This is a genomic window from Streptomyces sp. NPDC028368 (genome assembly GCF_055565615.1).
Genome location: NZ_JBVHTY010000009.1, coordinates 52,769 through 68,673, shown reverse-complemented (window position 1 = coordinate 68,673; position 15,905 = coordinate 52,769). Strand labels below are relative to the sequence as shown.

General features: G+C 70.2%; 13 protein-coding genes and 2 pseudogenes. 8 read left to right on the top strand and 7 right to left on the bottom strand.

Annotation, left to right across the window (positions count from 1 at the left end; all coding sequences use genetic code 11):
- The first annotated feature begins 527 nt into the window (after window positions 1-527).
- The 3 genes from ACZ4S3_RS21770 to ACZ4S3_RS21760 all read left to right on the top strand — a co-directional run bounded on the left by ACZ4S3_RS21770 (window position 528) and on the right by ACZ4S3_RS21760 (window position 5,315).
- Entirely contained in the window at window positions 528-1,910 is a 1,383-nt protein-coding gene (locus ACZ4S3_RS21770) for a family 2B encapsulin nanocompartment shell protein (protein ID WP_467936614.1), read from the top strand.
- The gene (locus ACZ4S3_RS21765) at window positions 1,897-3,255 is read left to right on the top strand and encodes a SufS family cysteine desulfurase (protein WP_467936612.1); all 1,359 of its coding nucleotides are present in this window, start codon (window positions 1,897-1,899) and stop codon (window positions 3,253-3,255) included. Before ACZ4S3_RS21770 ends, ACZ4S3_RS21765 begins: the two co-directional genes overlap by 14 nt.
- 407 nt (window positions 3,256-3,662) lie before the next feature.
- On the top strand, window positions 3,663-5,315 hold the full coding sequence (locus ACZ4S3_RS21760) for a purine-cytosine permease family protein (RefSeq protein ID WP_467937005.1): 1,653 nt from the start codon (window positions 3,663-3,665) through the stop codon (window positions 5,313-5,315).
- Between the two features lie 104 nt (window positions 5,316-5,419).
- Here ACZ4S3_RS21760 and ACZ4S3_RS21755 read toward each other — a convergent pair whose 3' ends face one another.
- Window positions 5,420-5,743: a putative quinol monooxygenase gene (locus tag ACZ4S3_RS21755; protein ID WP_467936610.1), complete on the bottom strand. Its 324-nt coding sequence runs from the start codon at window positions 5,741-5,743 to the stop codon at window positions 5,420-5,422.
- A gap of 149 nt (window positions 5,744-5,892) precedes the next feature.
- On the opposite strand from ACZ4S3_RS21755, the pseudogene ACZ4S3_RS21750 reads away from it, so the two are divergent.
- A pseudogene (locus ACZ4S3_RS21750) lies at window positions 5,893-6,333 on the top strand (metallophosphoesterase family protein); the annotation flags it as partial.
- A 2-nt stretch (window positions 6,334-6,335) separates the two neighbouring features.
- On the opposite strand, the pseudogene ACZ4S3_RS21745 reads toward ACZ4S3_RS21750, so the two are convergent.
- Window positions 6,336-6,704: pseudogene (locus ACZ4S3_RS21745) on the bottom strand (RNA-guided endonuclease TnpB family protein); the annotation flags it as partial.
- Window positions 6,705-7,055: 351 nt separating this feature from the next.
- On the opposite strand from ACZ4S3_RS21745, the gene ACZ4S3_RS21740 reads away from it, so the two are divergent.
- On the top strand, window positions 7,056-7,706 hold the full coding sequence (locus ACZ4S3_RS21740; RefSeq protein WP_467936608.1) for a carboxymuconolactone decarboxylase family protein: 651 nt from the start codon (window positions 7,056-7,058) through the stop codon (window positions 7,704-7,706).
- On the opposite strand, the gene ACZ4S3_RS21735 is transcribed toward ACZ4S3_RS21740, so the two are convergent.
- From ACZ4S3_RS21735 to ACZ4S3_RS21715, 5 genes are all read right to left on the bottom strand, one after another.
- Window positions 7,670-8,827 carry a nucleotide disphospho-sugar-binding domain-containing protein gene (locus tag ACZ4S3_RS21735; protein ID WP_467936606.1) on the bottom strand — a complete coding sequence of 386 codons (1,158 nt, stop codon included), beginning with the start codon at window positions 8,825-8,827 and terminating at the stop codon, window positions 7,670-7,672. The genes ACZ4S3_RS21740 and ACZ4S3_RS21735 overlap by 37 nt on opposite strands.
- 34 nt (window positions 8,828-8,861) lie before the next feature.
- The gene (locus ACZ4S3_RS21730) at window positions 8,862-9,713 is read right to left on the bottom strand and encodes a class I SAM-dependent methyltransferase (RefSeq protein WP_467936604.1); all 852 of its coding nucleotides are present in this window, start codon (window positions 9,711-9,713) and stop codon (window positions 8,862-8,864) included.
- A gap of 63 nt (window positions 9,714-9,776) precedes the next feature.
- The gene (locus ACZ4S3_RS21725) at window positions 9,777-11,009 is read right to left on the bottom strand and encodes a cytochrome P450 (protein ID WP_467936602.1); all 1,233 of its coding nucleotides are present in this window, start codon (window positions 11,007-11,009) and stop codon (window positions 9,777-9,779) included.
- A gap of 34 nt (window positions 11,010-11,043) precedes the next feature.
- Entirely contained in the window at window positions 11,044-11,709 is a 666-nt protein-coding gene (locus ACZ4S3_RS21720; RefSeq protein ID WP_467936600.1) for a class I SAM-dependent methyltransferase, read from the bottom strand.
- Window positions 11,710-11,779: 70 nt separating this feature from the next.
- Complete coding sequence (locus ACZ4S3_RS21715; RefSeq protein ID WP_467936598.1) at window positions 11,780-12,814, bottom strand: methyltransferase; 1,035 nt, start codon at window positions 12,812-12,814, stop codon at window positions 11,780-11,782.
- A 355-nt stretch (window positions 12,815-13,169) separates the two neighbouring features.
- Here ACZ4S3_RS21715 and ACZ4S3_RS21710 point away from each other — a divergent pair, with 355 nt between their 5' ends.
- From ACZ4S3_RS21710 to ACZ4S3_RS21700, 3 genes are read left to right on the top strand one after another with little or no spacing between them, the layout of a single operon-like run.
- Window positions 13,170-13,595, top strand: a complete 426-nt coding sequence (locus ACZ4S3_RS21710) for an ester cyclase (RefSeq protein WP_467936596.1) — start codon at window positions 13,170-13,172, stop codon at window positions 13,593-13,595.
- A gap of 37 nt (window positions 13,596-13,632) precedes the next feature.
- Window positions 13,633-14,553: a TIGR03619 family F420-dependent LLM class oxidoreductase gene (locus tag ACZ4S3_RS21705; RefSeq protein ID WP_467936594.1), complete on the top strand. Its 921-nt coding sequence runs from the start codon at window positions 13,633-13,635 to the stop codon at window positions 14,551-14,553.
- 29 nt (window positions 14,554-14,582) lie between these two features.
- Window positions 14,583-15,893: a glycosyltransferase gene (locus ACZ4S3_RS21700; protein ID WP_467936592.1), complete on the top strand. Its 1,311-nt coding sequence runs from the start codon at window positions 14,583-14,585 to the stop codon at window positions 15,891-15,893.
- Window positions 15,894-15,905: the final 12 nt, after the last annotated feature.

Sequence of the window (15,905 nt, the reverse complement as noted above, 5' to 3'; positions counted from 1 at the left end):
CAGCAGGGGCGCAGGTGCCGGCTGGGGGAGCGTAGGCGCTGCCCTGCTGGGGGAGTCGGTGACGCCTGGGCCCCGGCGCCCGTACGCCCGGCGCTCGATCGCCCGAAAAGTCCCAGATATGTCCCATGTCTGGCACTGCCCGTCACCCCGAGGCGACCACCGACGTGGGAAGGGGCGCGCAGGGGGGATCACGAAGCATCCAAGGAGGCTCATAAGTCCCCCTTTCGCAATGCCAAAGAGGCCTTATGAGGGTAAATCAGGTCGGTTGCGGGGTGGGGAGAGGCGTGTCCGCAAGGGGTCGGAGAGGGGGTTCCGGTGGCTCCACTCGTGGTGGCGGACTTGCCACACACAGTAGTCGCACGCATATGCGGAATTGTGGATTCAGTCAGGGGGGCATTTCCGGCCGGGCGCCGGTCAACGGCTGCTTGCGGGCGGCACATTCCGACAACACGATCAGAACTTGTTCCCACATGCCCTCGATCGGCCGCGCGCCGGCCGTTCGGCATGTCTGTCTCCAAGGAGGTCCCGTGAACGATCGGATGAGTCTCGGCCCGGATGCCGCACGACAGCTCGCGACCACCACCAAGACCAGCCCCCAGATGCGCGGCATCACCCCGCGCTATCTGCTGCGCGCCCTGCCCTGGGTGGACGTCGAATCGGGCGTCTTCCGCGTCAACCGCCGCCGCACCTACGTCCTCGGTGACGACCGCATCAGCACCCACACCGACAACGGATCGCCGCGCATCATCCCCGGAGACCTGCGGGAACTGCCGTATCTGCGGGAGGCCGACGACGAACTGCTCGCCCAACTTGCGGGCGCCTTCACGGAGGTTGCCTTCGAGTCCGGGCAGATGCTGGCCCAGGACGGCGACGCGCACGACCGGCTGTGGGTGCTCGTCCAGGGCCGCGCCGAGAAGCGGGTCAGCGGCCGGTACGGCGAGGACGCGGTGCTCGAGGTGATCGGCGACGGCCAGTTCTTCGACCTCGACGCCTGGACCCGCGCCGAACCCATGCCGTACCGCGTCCGGGCGCTGACCCCCGGCGTGGCCCTGTGCGTCGAACGCAGCGCGCTCGCGGGGCTGTGTGACCGCGACGCGGGAGTCCGGGGCGCGATGGACGCCTACCTCGCCGCGAACGGGGTGCTGCCGGGGGCGGAGGTGCCCGTGGACCTCAGTGCAGGACACGTCGGCGAACCCGACCTGCCGGGCACCTTCGTCGACTACGAGGACACGCCCCGCGAGTACCACATGACCCTCGCCCAGACCGTGCTGCGCGTCCACACCCGGGTCTCCGACCTCTACAACGGGCCCATCGACCAGACCCGCGCCCAGTCCAACCTCACCGCCCACGCGCTGCGCGAGCGCCAGGAGGCCTCGCTGCTCAACCACCCGGAATTCGGCCTCTTCAACAATGTCGCCCCGGGCCAGCGCGTACAGGCACGTACCGGCTCGCCGACCCCCGACGACCTCGACGAGCTGCTGACCCGCGTCTGGAAGCAGCCCGGCTACTTCCTCGCGCACCCCCGGGCCATCGCCGCGTTCGGCCGCGAATGTACCCGCCGGGGCGTGCCCCCGGTGATCGACAATCGCTTCGGCAGCCCGCTGCTGTCCTGGCGTGGCGTCCCGCTGCTCCCCTCGGACAAGGTGCGGTTTTCCGGCGGGGCGGGCATCGGTACGACCGAGATCCTGCTGATGCGCGTCGGCGAGGCCGAACAGGGCGTGGTGGGGCTGCGCCCCGCGAAGATCGCGGATGAGGTCGAACCCGGTCTGGCGATGCGGAACATGGGGGTCGACCAGAAGGGCATCACCTCGTACCTGATGACGGCCTACTTCAACAGCGCGGTGCTGGTGGAGGACGCGCTGGCGGTGCTCCAGAACGTCGAGGTGTCCAACTACCATGACTATTCCTGAAGTTGGGCGGTGGGTACGGCCGGCGACGGAGGCGCACCCGTCGCCGGGGGTGACGACCGTCCCGACGGCCGGCCGCTCCGCGGACCCGGCCGGCCAACCCGCCACTCACCCCGCCACCCAGGCGGGCGGTTTCTCGCCCGAGGCGGCGCGCCGGGACGTCCCGATCCTGCACCGCACCGTGAACGGTCACCCGCTCGTCTGGCTGGACAACGGGGCCACCACGCAGAAGCCGCGCCAGGTCATCGAGGCGCTCTCCGGCTTCTACGGCGCGGCCAACTCCAACATCCACCGCGGCGCCCACACCATGGCGCGGGAGGCCACCGAGGCGTACGAGGCGGGCAGGTCGGCGGTCGCGCAGTTCCTGGGCGCCCCGTCCCCCGACGACATCGTCTTCGTACGCGGCACCACGGAGGCGATCAACCTCGTCGCCCAGAGCTGGGGACGGGCCAACCTCGGCCCCGGGGACGACATCCTGGTCCCGGTGCTGGAGCACCACTCCAACATCGTGCCCTGGCAGCTGATCGCCAAGGAGACCCGGGCCCGGGTGGTGCCCGTACCCCTGCAACCGGACGGACAGATCGACCTCAACGCCTACGACGACCTGCTCTCCATGCGCACCCGGCTCGTGGCGGTCAGTCAGGCGTCGAATGTCCTCGGCACCGTCCCGCCGGTACGGGAGATGACCGCCCTCGCGCACCGCTACGGGGCCAAGGTGCTGGTCGACGGGGCGCAGGCGGTGGCGCACTTCCCCGTCGATGTGCAGGCCCTGGACGCCGATTTCTACGTCTTCTCCGGCCACAAACTGTTCGCCCCCACCGGCATCGGCGCCCTCTACGCCAAACCGGAGATCCTGCGCGACATGGCGCCGTGGCAGGGCGGCGGCAACATGATCGAGTCGGTGGACTTCTCCCGTACCACCTACGCCCCCGTACCCCACCGGCTGGAGGCCGGCACCGGGCACATCGCCGGCGTGGTCGGCCTGCTCGCCGCGCTCAACTGGCTGACCTCCTTCGACCGGAACGCCATCGCCGCCTACGAAACCTCCCTGATGGCTTACGCACAACAAGCCCTGTCCGCAGTCCCCGGCCTCGACCTCCTGGGCTCCGCCCCCGACCGCATCGCCGTACTGACCTTCACCCTCGCCGGCCACGACCCGGCGGCCATCGCCGACTGGCTGGACCGCGACGGCATCGCCATCCGTGCGGGCCACCACTGCGCCCAGCCGGCCCTGGCCCACTACGGCCTGCAGAGCGCGGCCCGTGCCTCGCTCGCGCTCTACAACACATCGGAGGAGGTGGACCAACTGGTGGCGTCGTTGCGGAAGTTGCAGCAAGCCGCCGGATAGCGACCGGGCGAGCGCGCGGCCTTCCCGGCGGAGGACGCGCGCCCGCCTCACGCGGGGCCCCGCGCCGGTGGAGGCAGGCCGGCCTGCTCGGCTGCGGACCCGCGGGCCGGCCGACTCCCGTACGTCCCCGGGCGGATGGCGTACACCATCCGTGGGCCCGACGGCTGCCCGGCGCCCGGTGAGATCCCGGAAATCGTGCGTTCACGTGGCGAGTGCGGCGCAGAAATACGCCGTGCCTAGCGTTTCCGGCACGGACACCCCCGAGCGGGCTCCCGTTTCTTCCCCTCCTGCCGACGGCGCCAAGCGGGGATCCGTACGGCCCGTGGCTGCCGCCCGGCCGTGCGCACAGCACTCAAGCCCGATCGCACTCCAGGAGGCGCGGCGTGAGCGTTTCACCACGGCCGGCAGTGGCAGATGTCCCGGACGCGCCGGCGCTCGAAGAGCGGCCCGGCGCCGACCAGGCGGTCAAGGAGACCTTGGAGGACTACACCCTCCGGTTCGCCCCGCGCAGTTACCGGCGCTGGACGCCCATGGTGGTGGCGACCACCGCGCTGGGCGGCATCGCCTACATGGCCGACTTCTCCATCGGGGCCGGCATCGGCCTCACCCACGGCACCGGAAACGCCCTCGCGGCGATCGCCGTCGCCGCGGCGGTCATCTTCCTCACCGGATTTCCGCTCGCCTATTACGGCGCCCGCTACAACATCGACCTGGACCTGATCACCCGCGGCTCCGGCTTCGGCTACTACGGCTCGGTCCTGACCAGCGTCATCTTCGCCAGCTTCACCTTCATCTTCTTCGCGCTCGAAGGCTCGATCATGGCGCAGGGCCTGAAACTGGGGCTCGGGCTGCCGCTGTGGCTGGGCTATCTGGTGTCCACCCTGATGGTGATCCCGCTGGTGGTCTACGGGATGAAAGCGCTGAGCAAACTCCAGGTGTGGACCACGCCCGTCTGGCTGCTCCTGATGGTGGGGCCCCTGCTGTACCTGGTCGCCACCGACCCCGGCACGGTCAGCCGCTTCCTGTCCTACGCCGGGAGCGACGGCCACGGCGGCATCAACACCGCCTCGGTGCTGCTGGGTGCGGGGGTCTGCCTGTCGCTGATCGCGCAGATCGGTGAACAGATCGACTATCTGCGGTTCATGCCGCCCAAGACCCCCCAGAACCGGCGGAGTTGGTGGACGGCCGTGGTGATGGCCGGCCCCGGCTGGGTGGTACTGGGCGCGCTGAAGCAGGCCATCGGGGTGTTCCTGGCGGTGTACATCCTCGCCGAGGTGGGTCCGGCCGCGGCCACCGAACCCATCCAGCAGTTCCGGGGAGCCTTCGCCGCGATGCTGCCCTCCTGGCTGGTCATCCCGCTCGCGGTCGTTCTGGTCGTGATCAGCCAGATCAAGATCAACGTGACCAACGCCTACTCGGGATCGCTCGCGTGGACCAACTCCGTCACCCGGATCTCCCGGCACTACCCCGGCCGTATGGTCTTCGTCCTGCTCAACCTGGCGTTCGCGCTGACGCTGATGGAGGCCGACATGTTCAGCGTCCTCAACAGCATCCTCGGGTTCTACTCCAACTGCGCCATCGCCTGGGTCGTCACCGTCGCCACCGACATCATCGTCAACAAGTACCTGCTCAAACTCTCCCCGCAGACACCCGAGTTCCGCCGGGGCATGCTCTACGCCGTCAACCCGGTGGGCGTGGTGGCCTTCACCGCCGCCTCCGGCCTGTCGATCGCCATGTACTTCCACGCTCTCGGCGACGCCCTCCAGCCGTACTCGCCGGTCGCCGCCGCCCTGATCGCTTTTGTCCTCACCCCGCTCACGGCGGTGCTCACCAAGGGCCGTTACTACCTGCGCCGCGCCGACGACGGCATAGCGGAGCCGCTGCTCGGCCCGGACGGCAACCCCAGCGCCACCACGTACGCGTGCCATGTGTGCCGCCAGAGCTTCGAACGGCCGGATCTGGCCGCCTGCCCCACGCACGACGCGATGGTCTGTTCCCTGTGCCTGAGCACCGACAAGACCGGCGACCACCTCCTCCCGGCGGCGCCCGCCGGCGCCTGACCCGAAGAGGGAGAGGGCGGGACGCGCGACCCGGGCGCCCCGCCCTCTCCCTCTTCACGTCCGCCAGCCGCCAGCCGTCAGGCGTCGGCCGTCCGGGCCGGCCGTCAGTCGATCGTGAGCTCGCCCATCGCGCTCCACCCGTTTGTATCCTTGATCGTGGTGCTCACGATGTCGGGCGTACGGCGCAGCAGCGGGCGCATCTGCTCCATCGCCGCCCGGAAGTGGTCGGAGTTCACATGCGCCTCGGCCGCATCGTCCTGGAACGCCTCGACCAGTACGTAGGTGTCCGGGTCCTCGAGGCTTCGCGACCACTCGAACCACAGGTTGCCCGGCTCCTCCCGGGTGGCGCGGGTGAATGCGCCGACGTGCTCCGGCCACTCCTCGGCATATTCGGGCTTCACCGGAAACTTCACAACAATAAAGATCATTCGCAGACTCTAAGGCAATCGCCTCATCTCTCGCATCTCGGGTATCCCGTGTATCCCGTGTATCTCCTATATCTCGGTTATCTCTCGCGCCTCGTACCTCGCGCCCGGAGCGAGGGCCGTGGAAGCCGCGCGCGGGCTACCGTCGGCTCGTGCGACTGCTGCTGATCTCCGACACCCACCTGCCCAAGCGCGCCAAGGCGCTGCCGCCGCAACTGCTGGACGAAGTGGGGCGCGCCGACAACGTCGTCCACGCCGGGGACTGGGTCGACGCCGCCACCTTGGACCTGTTGGAGGGCCGCGCCCGGCGACTGATCGGGGTGTACGGCAACAACGACGGCCCCGAGCTGCGGGCTCGGCTGCCGGAGGTGGCGTACGCGGAACTGGAGGGGCTGCGCCTCGGCGTGGTGCACGAGACCGGCGCTGCGCAGGGGCGGGAGCGCCGCTGCGCCGACCGGTTCCCCGGACTCGATGTGCTGGTGTTCGGGCACAGCCACATCCCCTGGGACTCCACGGCCGACGACCGGCTGCGCCTGCTGAACCCCGGCTCGCCGACCGACCGCCGACGGCAGCCGTACTGCACCTACTTGACTCTTCCCCCTCGTGAACGAGGGGGATTCCTGGCTTGGGCCTTGATGTCCTTCAGCGCCTTGGCGCGGGACTTGCCGAAGTCGCGAATGGTCTGCTGCTGCGGAACGTTGGCTCCGTCCCGCATCCACGGCGTCACCGCGCGGGCCTCGGTCAGCATCTTGGCGAGCTGAACGGGCCCGCACGTCCGCTTGTCCTCGGAATGGACCCGGTTGTGAGCACGGACGGCCTTGGACTTGGCGACGCATTCGTTCCAGATCCACCGGCACCGGTCCCACTCGGCTTCGAGCGCGGCACGAGCGGTGGACGACACACGGACGCGGTAGGTGTAGCGGGCATGCCCGCAACCCTCCGCCGCCTGCGCTGATGCCACCATGAACACGAACCTACCTGGGAGGACTGACAGTTGAGAGCCCTCTCTCTGCGTGGACTACCTCACCACCGCGCAGGGTGGACACCGGATCGCCCAGACGGCAACCCGGTTTCCCCTGCCCTGCTCCGCAGGAGCTTCATTTCCTCCCCCACCTGAAGGTGGGGGGATCCATGAAGGAGACCTGATGACGGCGGAGGTATCGGCGGGCCGGCTCACCGCGGTGGAGCTGCACCGGCTGCCGCACCGCTCCTGAAGGCGGTGCGTACGACGCTCTCGCAAAGGGTGGTGCTTCGATTTCAGAAGCGCTATGCTCCCTCCCACGCTTTGAAAATCGAAGCATGGGAGGGAAGAATCATGACGGCACGGATCCCGCCGGCCGAGGCTCCGTACTCCCCGGAGACCGCGGCAGCACTGCGCCGCATGATGCCGGGGGAAGCGGAGCCGATCGCCCTCTTCCGGATGTTTGCGCGCCACTTGCCGATGGCCGAGGCGCTGCACGGCTGGGGCGGCTACGAGCTCGGTCGCCGGCTCACTCTCGGACTGCGCGACCGGGAAATCGTCATTGACCGCACCTGCGCGCTGTGCGGCTGTGAGTACGAATGGGGCGTGCACCTGGCACACTTCGCGCACCGCGCGGGTCTGACCACCGCGCAGATCGGCTCCCTCACCCATGGCACGAGCGCGGACGCCTGCTGGATGGCCGAACGCGACCGGCTGCTCCTGGACGCAACCGACGCGCTGCACACCCACCACGACATCGACGACGCACTCTGGCAACGGCTCGCCGGCGAGTTCAGCCCCGAACAGCTCCTGGACCTCCTGATGCTGTGCGGCTGGTACCACGCCATCAGCTTCACCGCCCGCACCACCCGGCTCGCCCCGGAACCCGGCGCACCACGCTTCCGCGATGTCCCGCATCCGGCCCGCCCCGGCAGCGGAAGCAGTACGGACCGGGGCCCTGGCAGCCGTCACACGGCCGACTCCGCCAGGAGCGAGGGAAGTTGAGCGGCCAGCGTGGCGGGGGAGGGCCGGCCCGAGATGTCCTCCCGCAAGAGACGGGCCTGCTTCGCGAAGCGGGGTTCCCCGGCGATACGGGCGCAGGCGGCGGCCACGTCATCCGGGCCCGCGCCGCCCCGGTCGAGGCGGATGCCCACGCCCGCTCGGGCCACGTGTGCCGCGTTGCTGAACTGATCGGTCGCGTAGGGGGTGACGACCTGCGGTACGCCCGCGCACATCGCCGTGAGGGCACTGCCGGACCCGCCGTGATGGACCAGCACGTCGCACGCGGGCAGGACGCCGTGCAGCGGGAGCCAGCCGATGTGCCGTACCTCGGGACACAGCGCGCGGACGTGGGGGGCGAGCTCGTCGCCGACCGCGAGCACCACGTCGTTTCCCGCGGAGAGAAGGGCCGAAGCCAGCTCTGCGATGGACTCCGCGGCTCCCGGGTAGACGCCGATCATGGTGCCGAAGGTGACACACACCCTCGGCTGTGCCGCCCGCGTCCGCACCCACATGGGCAACCGTCCGCCACCGTTGAACGGCGTGTACCGCATGTTCAGGCGGCGCCGACCGTCCGTAGGCGCTCCGGAGAGGGACGGCGGGCACACGTCTATGTGCAGGCGCGGGCCGGGCGGTGCGGCCAGGCCCAAGTCCGCGAGTTCGGGCTCGAGTTCGGCCGTCAGCCCGTCCATCATGCGCCCGGGTACGGGAAGCCCCCATTCGTGCACGATGTGGGGGAGGCCGGCGGCGAACGCCGCGAGCCGTCCCGCGAAGTCGGTGGGTTCGCCGATCACCACGTCGGGTGAGAAGCCGTGCGTCAACTCCCGTACGGCAGGGAGCGCCGCGACATTGGCCCTGGCGAATCCGCGACCGCTGCGGTGCAGTTTGCCCTCGATATCGTCAGGGTCGGGCACCGGCCGGCCCGTACGGTCCTCGCCGATCATGCGGCGCATGTCGATGTCGTCGACCGTCTCGAGTGCGCAGAGCCCGGACGCGGTCACCGCGGCCGAAAAACCGGCGGTGGTCGCGACAGCCACCTCGTGCCCGTCGGCCTGCAGGGCCCACGCCAATGGCACCAGGGGGTAGAAATGCCCGCGGGACGGCAGAGTGCTGAAGAGTACGCGCATGCGGCTTCCTTTGACGGTACGGCCGGAGGTTTCTTCAGGAGAAGGCGACGCCCGCGGAGGTCTTCTCCAGGACGAGTGCCTGCGTCATGACCGGGTAGTGCCGGCCCACCAGGAGCTCCGGCAGCAGGCGCACGACCCTCTCCCGGTCGAACTCCGGGAAGCCCAGCAGCTCCCGCCGGTCCCCTTCCTTCAGCGTGAGGGGGAGCCCGGCGAGCAGCTGGTGGACGTCGTGGCTGCGTCCCCAGACGTTCTCCTTCAGTACGCCGAACGGTTCCAGGTCGAGGAAGAGGTCCACCGTCAGCAGCAGCAGGCCACCGGGGGCGAGACGCTCGACCATCGACGTGACCATCTCGCGCGCCTCGGCCGGACCGACGTGTTCCAGCACGGACAGACACACCACCCGGTCGAAGACGCCGGAGGGCCCGTCCCAGTGCTGGATCTCGTCGGCGACGAGCTCCACGTCGGTGCCGAACAGTTCGTTGATCCGCGCGTGATCGGCCGGCTCCAGCGCCATCCAGTACCCCGGGGAGAACCGGGCTCCCGCCTCTCCGGCGTCCTCCGCGCGGGGCGACTGACGCGCCGCCGGGTCAACGGTGGTCACCTTGCAGCCGCGCTGGGCCAGCAGGAACTGGAGACCGGACAGACCTCCCCCGACGTCCAGGACCCGCAGCCCCTGCCCCGCGTCGATGCGGGTGGCGGCGAACGGGTACTCGAAGGTGCGGGTGTCGCTGGGAACCTGGAAGCCGAAGAGGCCGAACGTCCGGGGGTCGGGGGCCGCCAGCCGCTGCTGGGGCGTGAGGCCGTCCTGGGACATGTGCCGGCCGGGGGCGCCGGTGCTCTTGTTGAAGTCGGCGTACGGTGCCGGAAGTGCCTTACGGGCGATCATGTTCTGTTCCTCCTGGCCTGTTGGGCCGTGGTAGGTGGCGGCGGCGTCGGGTTCGAGAGCGGTTCACCAGGACACGGGGAGCGAGGCCAGCCCGTGCATGATCGTCCCCGTCTTCCAGCGGGGTTCCGCATGGATACGCAGTTCCGGGAAGGCGCGGGGCAGCGCGGTGAACGCCTCCTGCAACTCGACCCGGGCGAGTTGCGCACCGATACAGCGGTGCGGTCCGTATCCGAAGGCGATATGAGGGTTGGTCGCACGCGTCAGGTCGAGACGGTGCGGCTCGGCGAAGACGGCGGCGTCGCGGTTGGCGGAGCCGAGTACGGGCACGACCGTCTCGCCGGCCCGCACCAGGACACCGCTCAGTTCGACGTCTTCCGTCGCGACCCGGGTGAACCCCCCGATGTCCAGCGACGGCACATAGCGCAGCAGCTCCTCGACCACCGTCTCCACCTGCTCCGCTCCCGCGCTCAGCCTCGCCCAGCGCTCGGGGTCGCGCAGCAGCAGGCAGGTGAAGTTGGCGAGCTGGCTCGCGCTCGTCTCGTAGCCGGCCACCAGGAGCCCACCGGAGAAGACGACCAGTTCCTCCTCCGTGAGGCGATCGTCCTCCACCTGGGCCTTGACGAGCCCGCTGAGCAGGTCGTCGGCGGGGTCCCGGCGCCGCTGCGCCACCAACGAGGAGAGATAGCCGAAGAGTTGGCCGCGCGAGGAGTGGATCTGCTCCTCGGTCATGGACGTCGTCGACAGCAGCGCGTCGCACCACTGCCGGAAGTGCGTCCTGTCGTCCTCGGGTACACCGAACAGGTCGCAGATCACCGCGACCGGCAGCGGAAGAGCGAAGTCCGTCACGAGATCGGTGGGCGGACCGGCCTCCTTCATCCGTGTGATCAGCGCCTGTACGGACGCCCGGACACCGGGTCGCATGGCTTCGACCCGGCGACGGGTGAAGGCCGTGGCCACCAGGGAACGGAGCCGGGTGTGCTCCGGGGGATCGGAGACGAACACCCCGACGGGAGGCGGTGGTACGGGCTCGAAGCGGGGAGCGTCCGGCCGCGAGGCCGCGGTGCGGCTGAAGCGCGGGTCGGCCAGCACGGTTCTGACGTCCGCGTACCGGGTCACCAGCCAGGCCTGACCGCCGTACGGCAGCTCGACCCGGTGCACCGGATCGTTCTCCCGCAGGTCGGCATACGTATCCGGTGCCGGGGCCGCCGACTGCGGTGGCACGTCGAAGGGGAAGCGCCGCACTGCCGGCCGCGCCGCGTCTGCGGCGGCGACCGTCACCTCGTCGTGGTCGGTCATGTGGTGGAGGTTCCTCTCGGGTGGCGTCCGGCCTTCAGCCCGCGGTGGCTTCGAACAGCGCTATGCAGCCCCGGACGCGGATCACGACATCGGTGAGGTGCTCGTTCAGTACCCACTGGAGATCCGCGAGGCTGTCACCGGCGTTCTGGAGAATGCCCCGCTCGTTGTGGTTGCGCAGCATCGCCCGCGCGGCCGGATTCACCTCGACACCCTCGGCCAGGATCGTGCTGCCGAAGACCCGGCCGCCTTTGCGGGCGGCGGTCACCGCGTTCTTCACCACGGGCTCCTTGGCCCGCAGACTGCCTCCGGGGAGACAGTGCAGCAGCAGGTTCATGCCGACGGAGTCGAACGTCCCGTCCGGCACCGGCAGCGGCTCGAGGACGTTCGCGCGGTGCACCCCGGGGTCGTAGCGGGCCAGCCGGCGTGCGGCGTGGGCCAGCGCATCCGGATTGAGGTCCACCAGGTCGATGGCGGGCCGCGGTACGGGGAACCGTCCCCGATCGAGAAAGTACCCCGTACCGACACCCAGCTCGAGGTGGCGCTCGCCCAGATTCCGCTCGTGCAGGCGGGCCATGACACCCGGAGGACACCGCCACACGAAGCTGCTGGTGAGACGGAGCACCAGAAGGTCATAGAACTTCAAGACCCGTTCCGAGTAGACCTCCTGGCCTGCCATCACCTCGGCGTCGTCGTCCATCATGACCGTCCTTCTTCTTCGGGGGGCGGGACCGTCCGGTCGTCGTGGCCTGCGGGTCAGGCGGGCTTACGGGTCAGGCGGGCTTACGGGCAACGATGATGGTGTCCGTGACGGCGAGCGGCCGGACGTCGACGACCTCGAATCCGGCGTCCTCCAGCCACGACCGGCAGTCGGACGGCGTGTACTCGCTGCCGATGCGCGACACCAGGGCCATTCCCAGGCTGCCCAGCAGGCTGAGGACCTTGGTGTCCCGGTTGTCGTCGATCATGCGGTCGTAGATGAACAGGCTGCCGCCCGGGTTGAGTCCGGCATAGGCCCTGGCGACGAGGTCGCGTCGCTGGTCGAGGTCCCGGCCGTGAAGGATGTGGCCGAAGATGTAGGCGTCCGACGCCGGCAGCGCGTCGGAGACGAAGTCGGCATTGTGGAAGGTGACCCGGTCCGCCACGCCTGCCTCCCGCACCCGCTCATCGAAGAGGGCGCGTACGCCGGGCAGGTCCATGCAGACCGCGGAGAGCTGCGGATGCGCGGTCACCAGCCGTGCGGCCAGGTCACCCCGGGCGCCCCCGACATCGGTCAGGGTGGCGTAGGACTCCCAGTCGGCCAGTTCGTCCAGCGTGGCGGCGATGTCGGCGTTGAAGGCGTCCATGGCGTCCATGAACTTCCGGGCGGCGTCCGGGCGCCGGTACAGGCCCTCGAAGAAGTTGCTGTCCTCCGGGATCTGCGGGTCGCCGGTGCGCAGGGTGTCGGTCAGCTTGCCCCACAGCGGGTACAGCGAGGCGCTGCCCATCTCGGCGAAGCCTCCGACGTAGGCGTCCGTACCGCGCACCAGGAACCGCTGGGCGAGAGCCGAGTTGGCGTACTCGCCACCCTCACGGGTCAGCAGTCCCAGTGCCACCAGGGAGTCGAGGAAGTCCCGCGAGGTGCGGGAGTGCAGCCCCAGCTTCTCCTCCAGGACGGTACGCTCCGCGGCACCCTCCGCCAGCGCGGTGAAGACCCCCAGTTCGAGCGCGCTCATCAAGGCGCGGGAGCCGTAGAAAGCCATCGCCAGTTCGAGGACGGGGAGCGGGTCCTTCCCCACCGTGGCCGTGCTCGCGGAGCTTGTGGACATGGCAGACCTCCGAGGTCGGCGAAGAATGGTTGGGCGGTGCGAATAATTTCCCGGCTTCATCGCATCCGGTGCTGTGCGCATTTGCGTCGAGTGCATTGCCGCCGAGCGGTTCGGCGGTGCGCGCATTGGCAGTGCAATGGCGCTGTGCGCATTGGTACTGTGCAATTCCCCGTCGAGCACTGTCAATTGCTTCTGCGCCGCTACGAATCACCTCGGCGGCAATCTGACGTGGAACCGCCGTGCCGTTGCGGATAACCCGCACGTGAGCGCGGTACAACCCGCTGCCGCCGGTATGCGTTCCGGCAATTTCATGCTGTGGCGAAGGGAACAACAGCGCAATAGGAGAGTGATATCGATGGTCACCACCGCGAAGAAACTGTGGGACGCGGTCTGGACAGCGGTGGAGGCGGGGAGCCTCGACCAGCTGGACGAACTCTTCGCATCCGACGCGGTGTTCCGTACCTCCACCACCGAAGGTACCGGCAGCGACTATGCGAAGGGCGTGCTCACCAGGCACCTTGCCGCCTATCCCGACCTCCGCCGGGAGGTGGTCTCCGAGGTGGAATCCGCCGACGGCTCCGCCATCGCCGTGGAGCTCTTCTTCGCCGGGACCCACAGCGGTGCGCTGGTCCACCCCAACGGGCAGCGGATCGAGCCGACGGGCAAGAAGCTGCGCTGGCGGGCCGTGGACAAGGTCGAGGTCCGAGACGGGCGGATCGTGAGCTGGAGTGCGGTCTTCGACCGGCTGAGCCTGATGCAGCAGCTCGGCCTGCAGCCCTGAGCCCGAAGATTCCCACCTCCGGAAGGAGTACGCAGCGATGCGCATAGGCCTGGCGCTGCCGCAGTACGGACCGTTCGCCGATGCCCGCCACCTGACGCGACTGGCGCGTTCCGCCGAGCGGGCCGGATTCGACAGCCTCTGGGTGGGCGACCGGGCGTTGGTCCCGGTCGAACCGCGGAGTCTGTACTCGACTCCCGAGGGCCCCGGGCCCATACCGCGGGAGTACCGGGCCTTCCTCGACCCGGTCAGTGTCCTTGGAGCCGTGGCGGCGGTCACCGAGCGCGTCCGCCTGGGCACCAACGTCCTTGTCGCGCCCTGGTATCCGCCTGTTCTGCTCGCACGGACACTGTCCTCGTTGGACCGGCTCAGCCGCGGACGGCTCGATGTCGGGCTGGGTCTGGGCTGGTCGCGGGATGAGTACCAGGCCATCGGAGTTCCCTACGAGGGCCGGGGCGAGCGGGTCGAGGAGGTCCTCGATGTCCTGGATGCGCTCTGGACCGAGGACGGTCCGGCGCAGCACACGGGCCGGCTGTGGAGCGTCCCGCCGTCCCACGTCGAGCTGGGGCCGGAGCAGCGTCCCCGCCCGCCCGTCTATCTGGCGGCCTTCCACCCGTCGGCGCTGGCGCGCGCGGGGCGGCGGGCCGACGGCTGGCTGCCGGCGGATCTGCCCGTTCCGGTGCTGGGACACATGTGGTCCGCGGTGCGGCGGGCCGCCGCCGGGGCCGGCCGTGATCCCGACGCCCTGCGGATGGTCCTGCGGACCAACCCGGTGCTCGGGCCCGCCTCCGCCCCGCGCCATCCGGCCGGGAACACCGTGGAGTCCGTGGCCGCATATCTGCGCGCCGGCGCCGAGGCGGGCGCGGATGAGGTCCTCATCGACCTGCAGATGACCGTGACGTCGCCCGAGGAGTTCCTGGACGTGGCCGGACGTCTGCTCGAACGGCTGCGCGCCGACTGACTCGCCGGGGCGGCGGGGAGAACACCACCGTGCGTGTACTCTTCGCCGTCTCGGCCTGGCCGGGACACTACGATCCCATGGTCCCGCTGGGGCGGGCCTTGGAGCGGTCCGGGCACCGCGTCCGGGTCCTGTGCGACGCGTCGCAGTCGGCCGCGGTCGCCCGAGCGGGTCTGCGGGCCGTCCCCGTCCTCTCCTCGATGGACATGCTCGTCAAGGCCCGCATGGGCAACCTCCTCAGCGCGTTCGAAGGTGCCTGGCCGTACGCGTCGCCGCCGCTGCACCCCGACACCGGGGAACCCCTTGCGGATCCCGAGCGGTTCGACTTCGCCCAGTGGTGGGGCGAGACCGAGCCCGCCCTGACCGAGCTGCACCGGGCCAGTACCGACGCGACGGCGGCCTTCGTCCGGGACTGGGTCCCGGACGTGGTCGTCCATGATCTGCTGAGCGCGGAGGGGCCGTTCGCCGCGCGCCTCACAGGTGTGCCCGCCGTCATGCACCTGTGGGGCCCCATCGGCCCCGAGGACCGGTGGGGCCCGATCGGCTGTGCGCCGGAGCGCCGCAGCCGCGACTTCCTTCCGCTGGACCTGAGCGGGGCGTTCGCCCGGCACGGCCTGCACGGACCCGGCGGCGCCGTCGGCGACTCGGCACGCCGGGCCGGCATCGTCATCGACCCCTGCCCCGAGCCGCTCGCCCAGGCCGCTGCGCCCGGCGTCCTCCGGCTTCCGGCCCGGTACACGCCGTACAACGGGCCGGGGGACGCGGATGACCTGCCGGCCCGGTCGGCCCGGCCGCGTATCTGCGTGGTGTGGGGACGTTCGGCGTACCGCGCCTTCGGTCCGGACTCCCTGCGGGTGCCGGCCGTGCTGCGGGCGGCGGACGCACTCGGGGTGGAGGTACTGCTGCTCATCGGCCGGCAGGAGTTGGCACATTGCGGCGAACTGCCGCCGTCCGCACGGCCGTTGGTGGATGCTCCGCTGCATCGCGTCCTCGACGGCTGTGACGCCGTGGTCCATTACGCGGGTGGCGGCAGCGCGATGACCGCGATGGCCGCCGGCGTTCCCCAGTTGTGCCTGCCGTGCGGCTTCGACCAGCCGCTGATCGCGGAGCGCCTCGTCGCGGCCGGTACCGCGGTCGCCGTTGCGAACCACGCCGCCACCGTGGACTCCGTGCGCCCGGCGCTGGAGACGTTGCTCTCGCAGGCGTCCTACCGCGCCGCCGCGCTCAGGCTCCGGCAGCGCAACGACGCCCTCCCGCCGCCCGAAGCGCTCGTGGCGCAACTCGCCGGCCTGGCGCCGGACGCCGGCCACCCGGCGCCCGGCAGCCTGCGCCCCGCACGGTGATGCGGGCCGCGC

Excerpts from the sequence above, each read along its gene's own strand:
- ACZ4S3_RS21765 (WP_467936612.1), top strand. The coding sequence starts at position 1,897 with ATGACTATTCCTGAAGTTGGGCGGTGGGTACGGCCGGCGACGGAGGCG.
- ACZ4S3_RS21755 (WP_467936610.1), bottom strand. The coding sequence starts at position 5,743 with ATGATCTTTATTGTTGTGAAGTTTCCGGTGAAGCCCGAATATGCCGAG.
- ACZ4S3_RS21740 (WP_467936608.1), top strand. The coding sequence starts at position 7,056 with ATGACGGCACGGATCCCGCCGGCCGAGGCTCCGTACTCCCCGGAGACC.
- ACZ4S3_RS21735 (WP_467936606.1), bottom strand. The coding sequence starts at position 8,827 with ATGCGCGTACTCTTCAGCACTCTGCCGTCCCGCGGGCATTTCTACCCC.
- ACZ4S3_RS21730 (WP_467936604.1), bottom strand. The coding sequence starts at position 9,713 with ATGATCGCCCGTAAGGCACTTCCGGCACCGTACGCCGACTTCAACAAG.
- ACZ4S3_RS21725 (WP_467936602.1), bottom strand. The coding sequence starts at position 11,009 with ATGACCGACCACGACGAGGTGACGGTCGCCGCCGCAGACGCGGCGCGG.
- ACZ4S3_RS21720 (WP_467936600.1), bottom strand. The coding sequence starts at position 11,709 with ATGATGGACGACGACGCCGAGGTGATGGCAGGCCAGGAGGTCTACTCG.
- ACZ4S3_RS21715 (WP_467936598.1), bottom strand. The coding sequence starts at position 12,814 with ATGTCCACAAGCTCCGCGAGCACGGCCACGGTGGGGAAGGACCCGCTC.
- ACZ4S3_RS21710 (WP_467936596.1), top strand. The coding sequence starts at position 13,170 with ATGGTCACCACCGCGAAGAAACTGTGGGACGCGGTCTGGACAGCGGTG.
- ACZ4S3_RS21705 (WP_467936594.1), top strand. The coding sequence starts at position 13,633 with ATGCGCATAGGCCTGGCGCTGCCGCAGTACGGACCGTTCGCCGATGCC.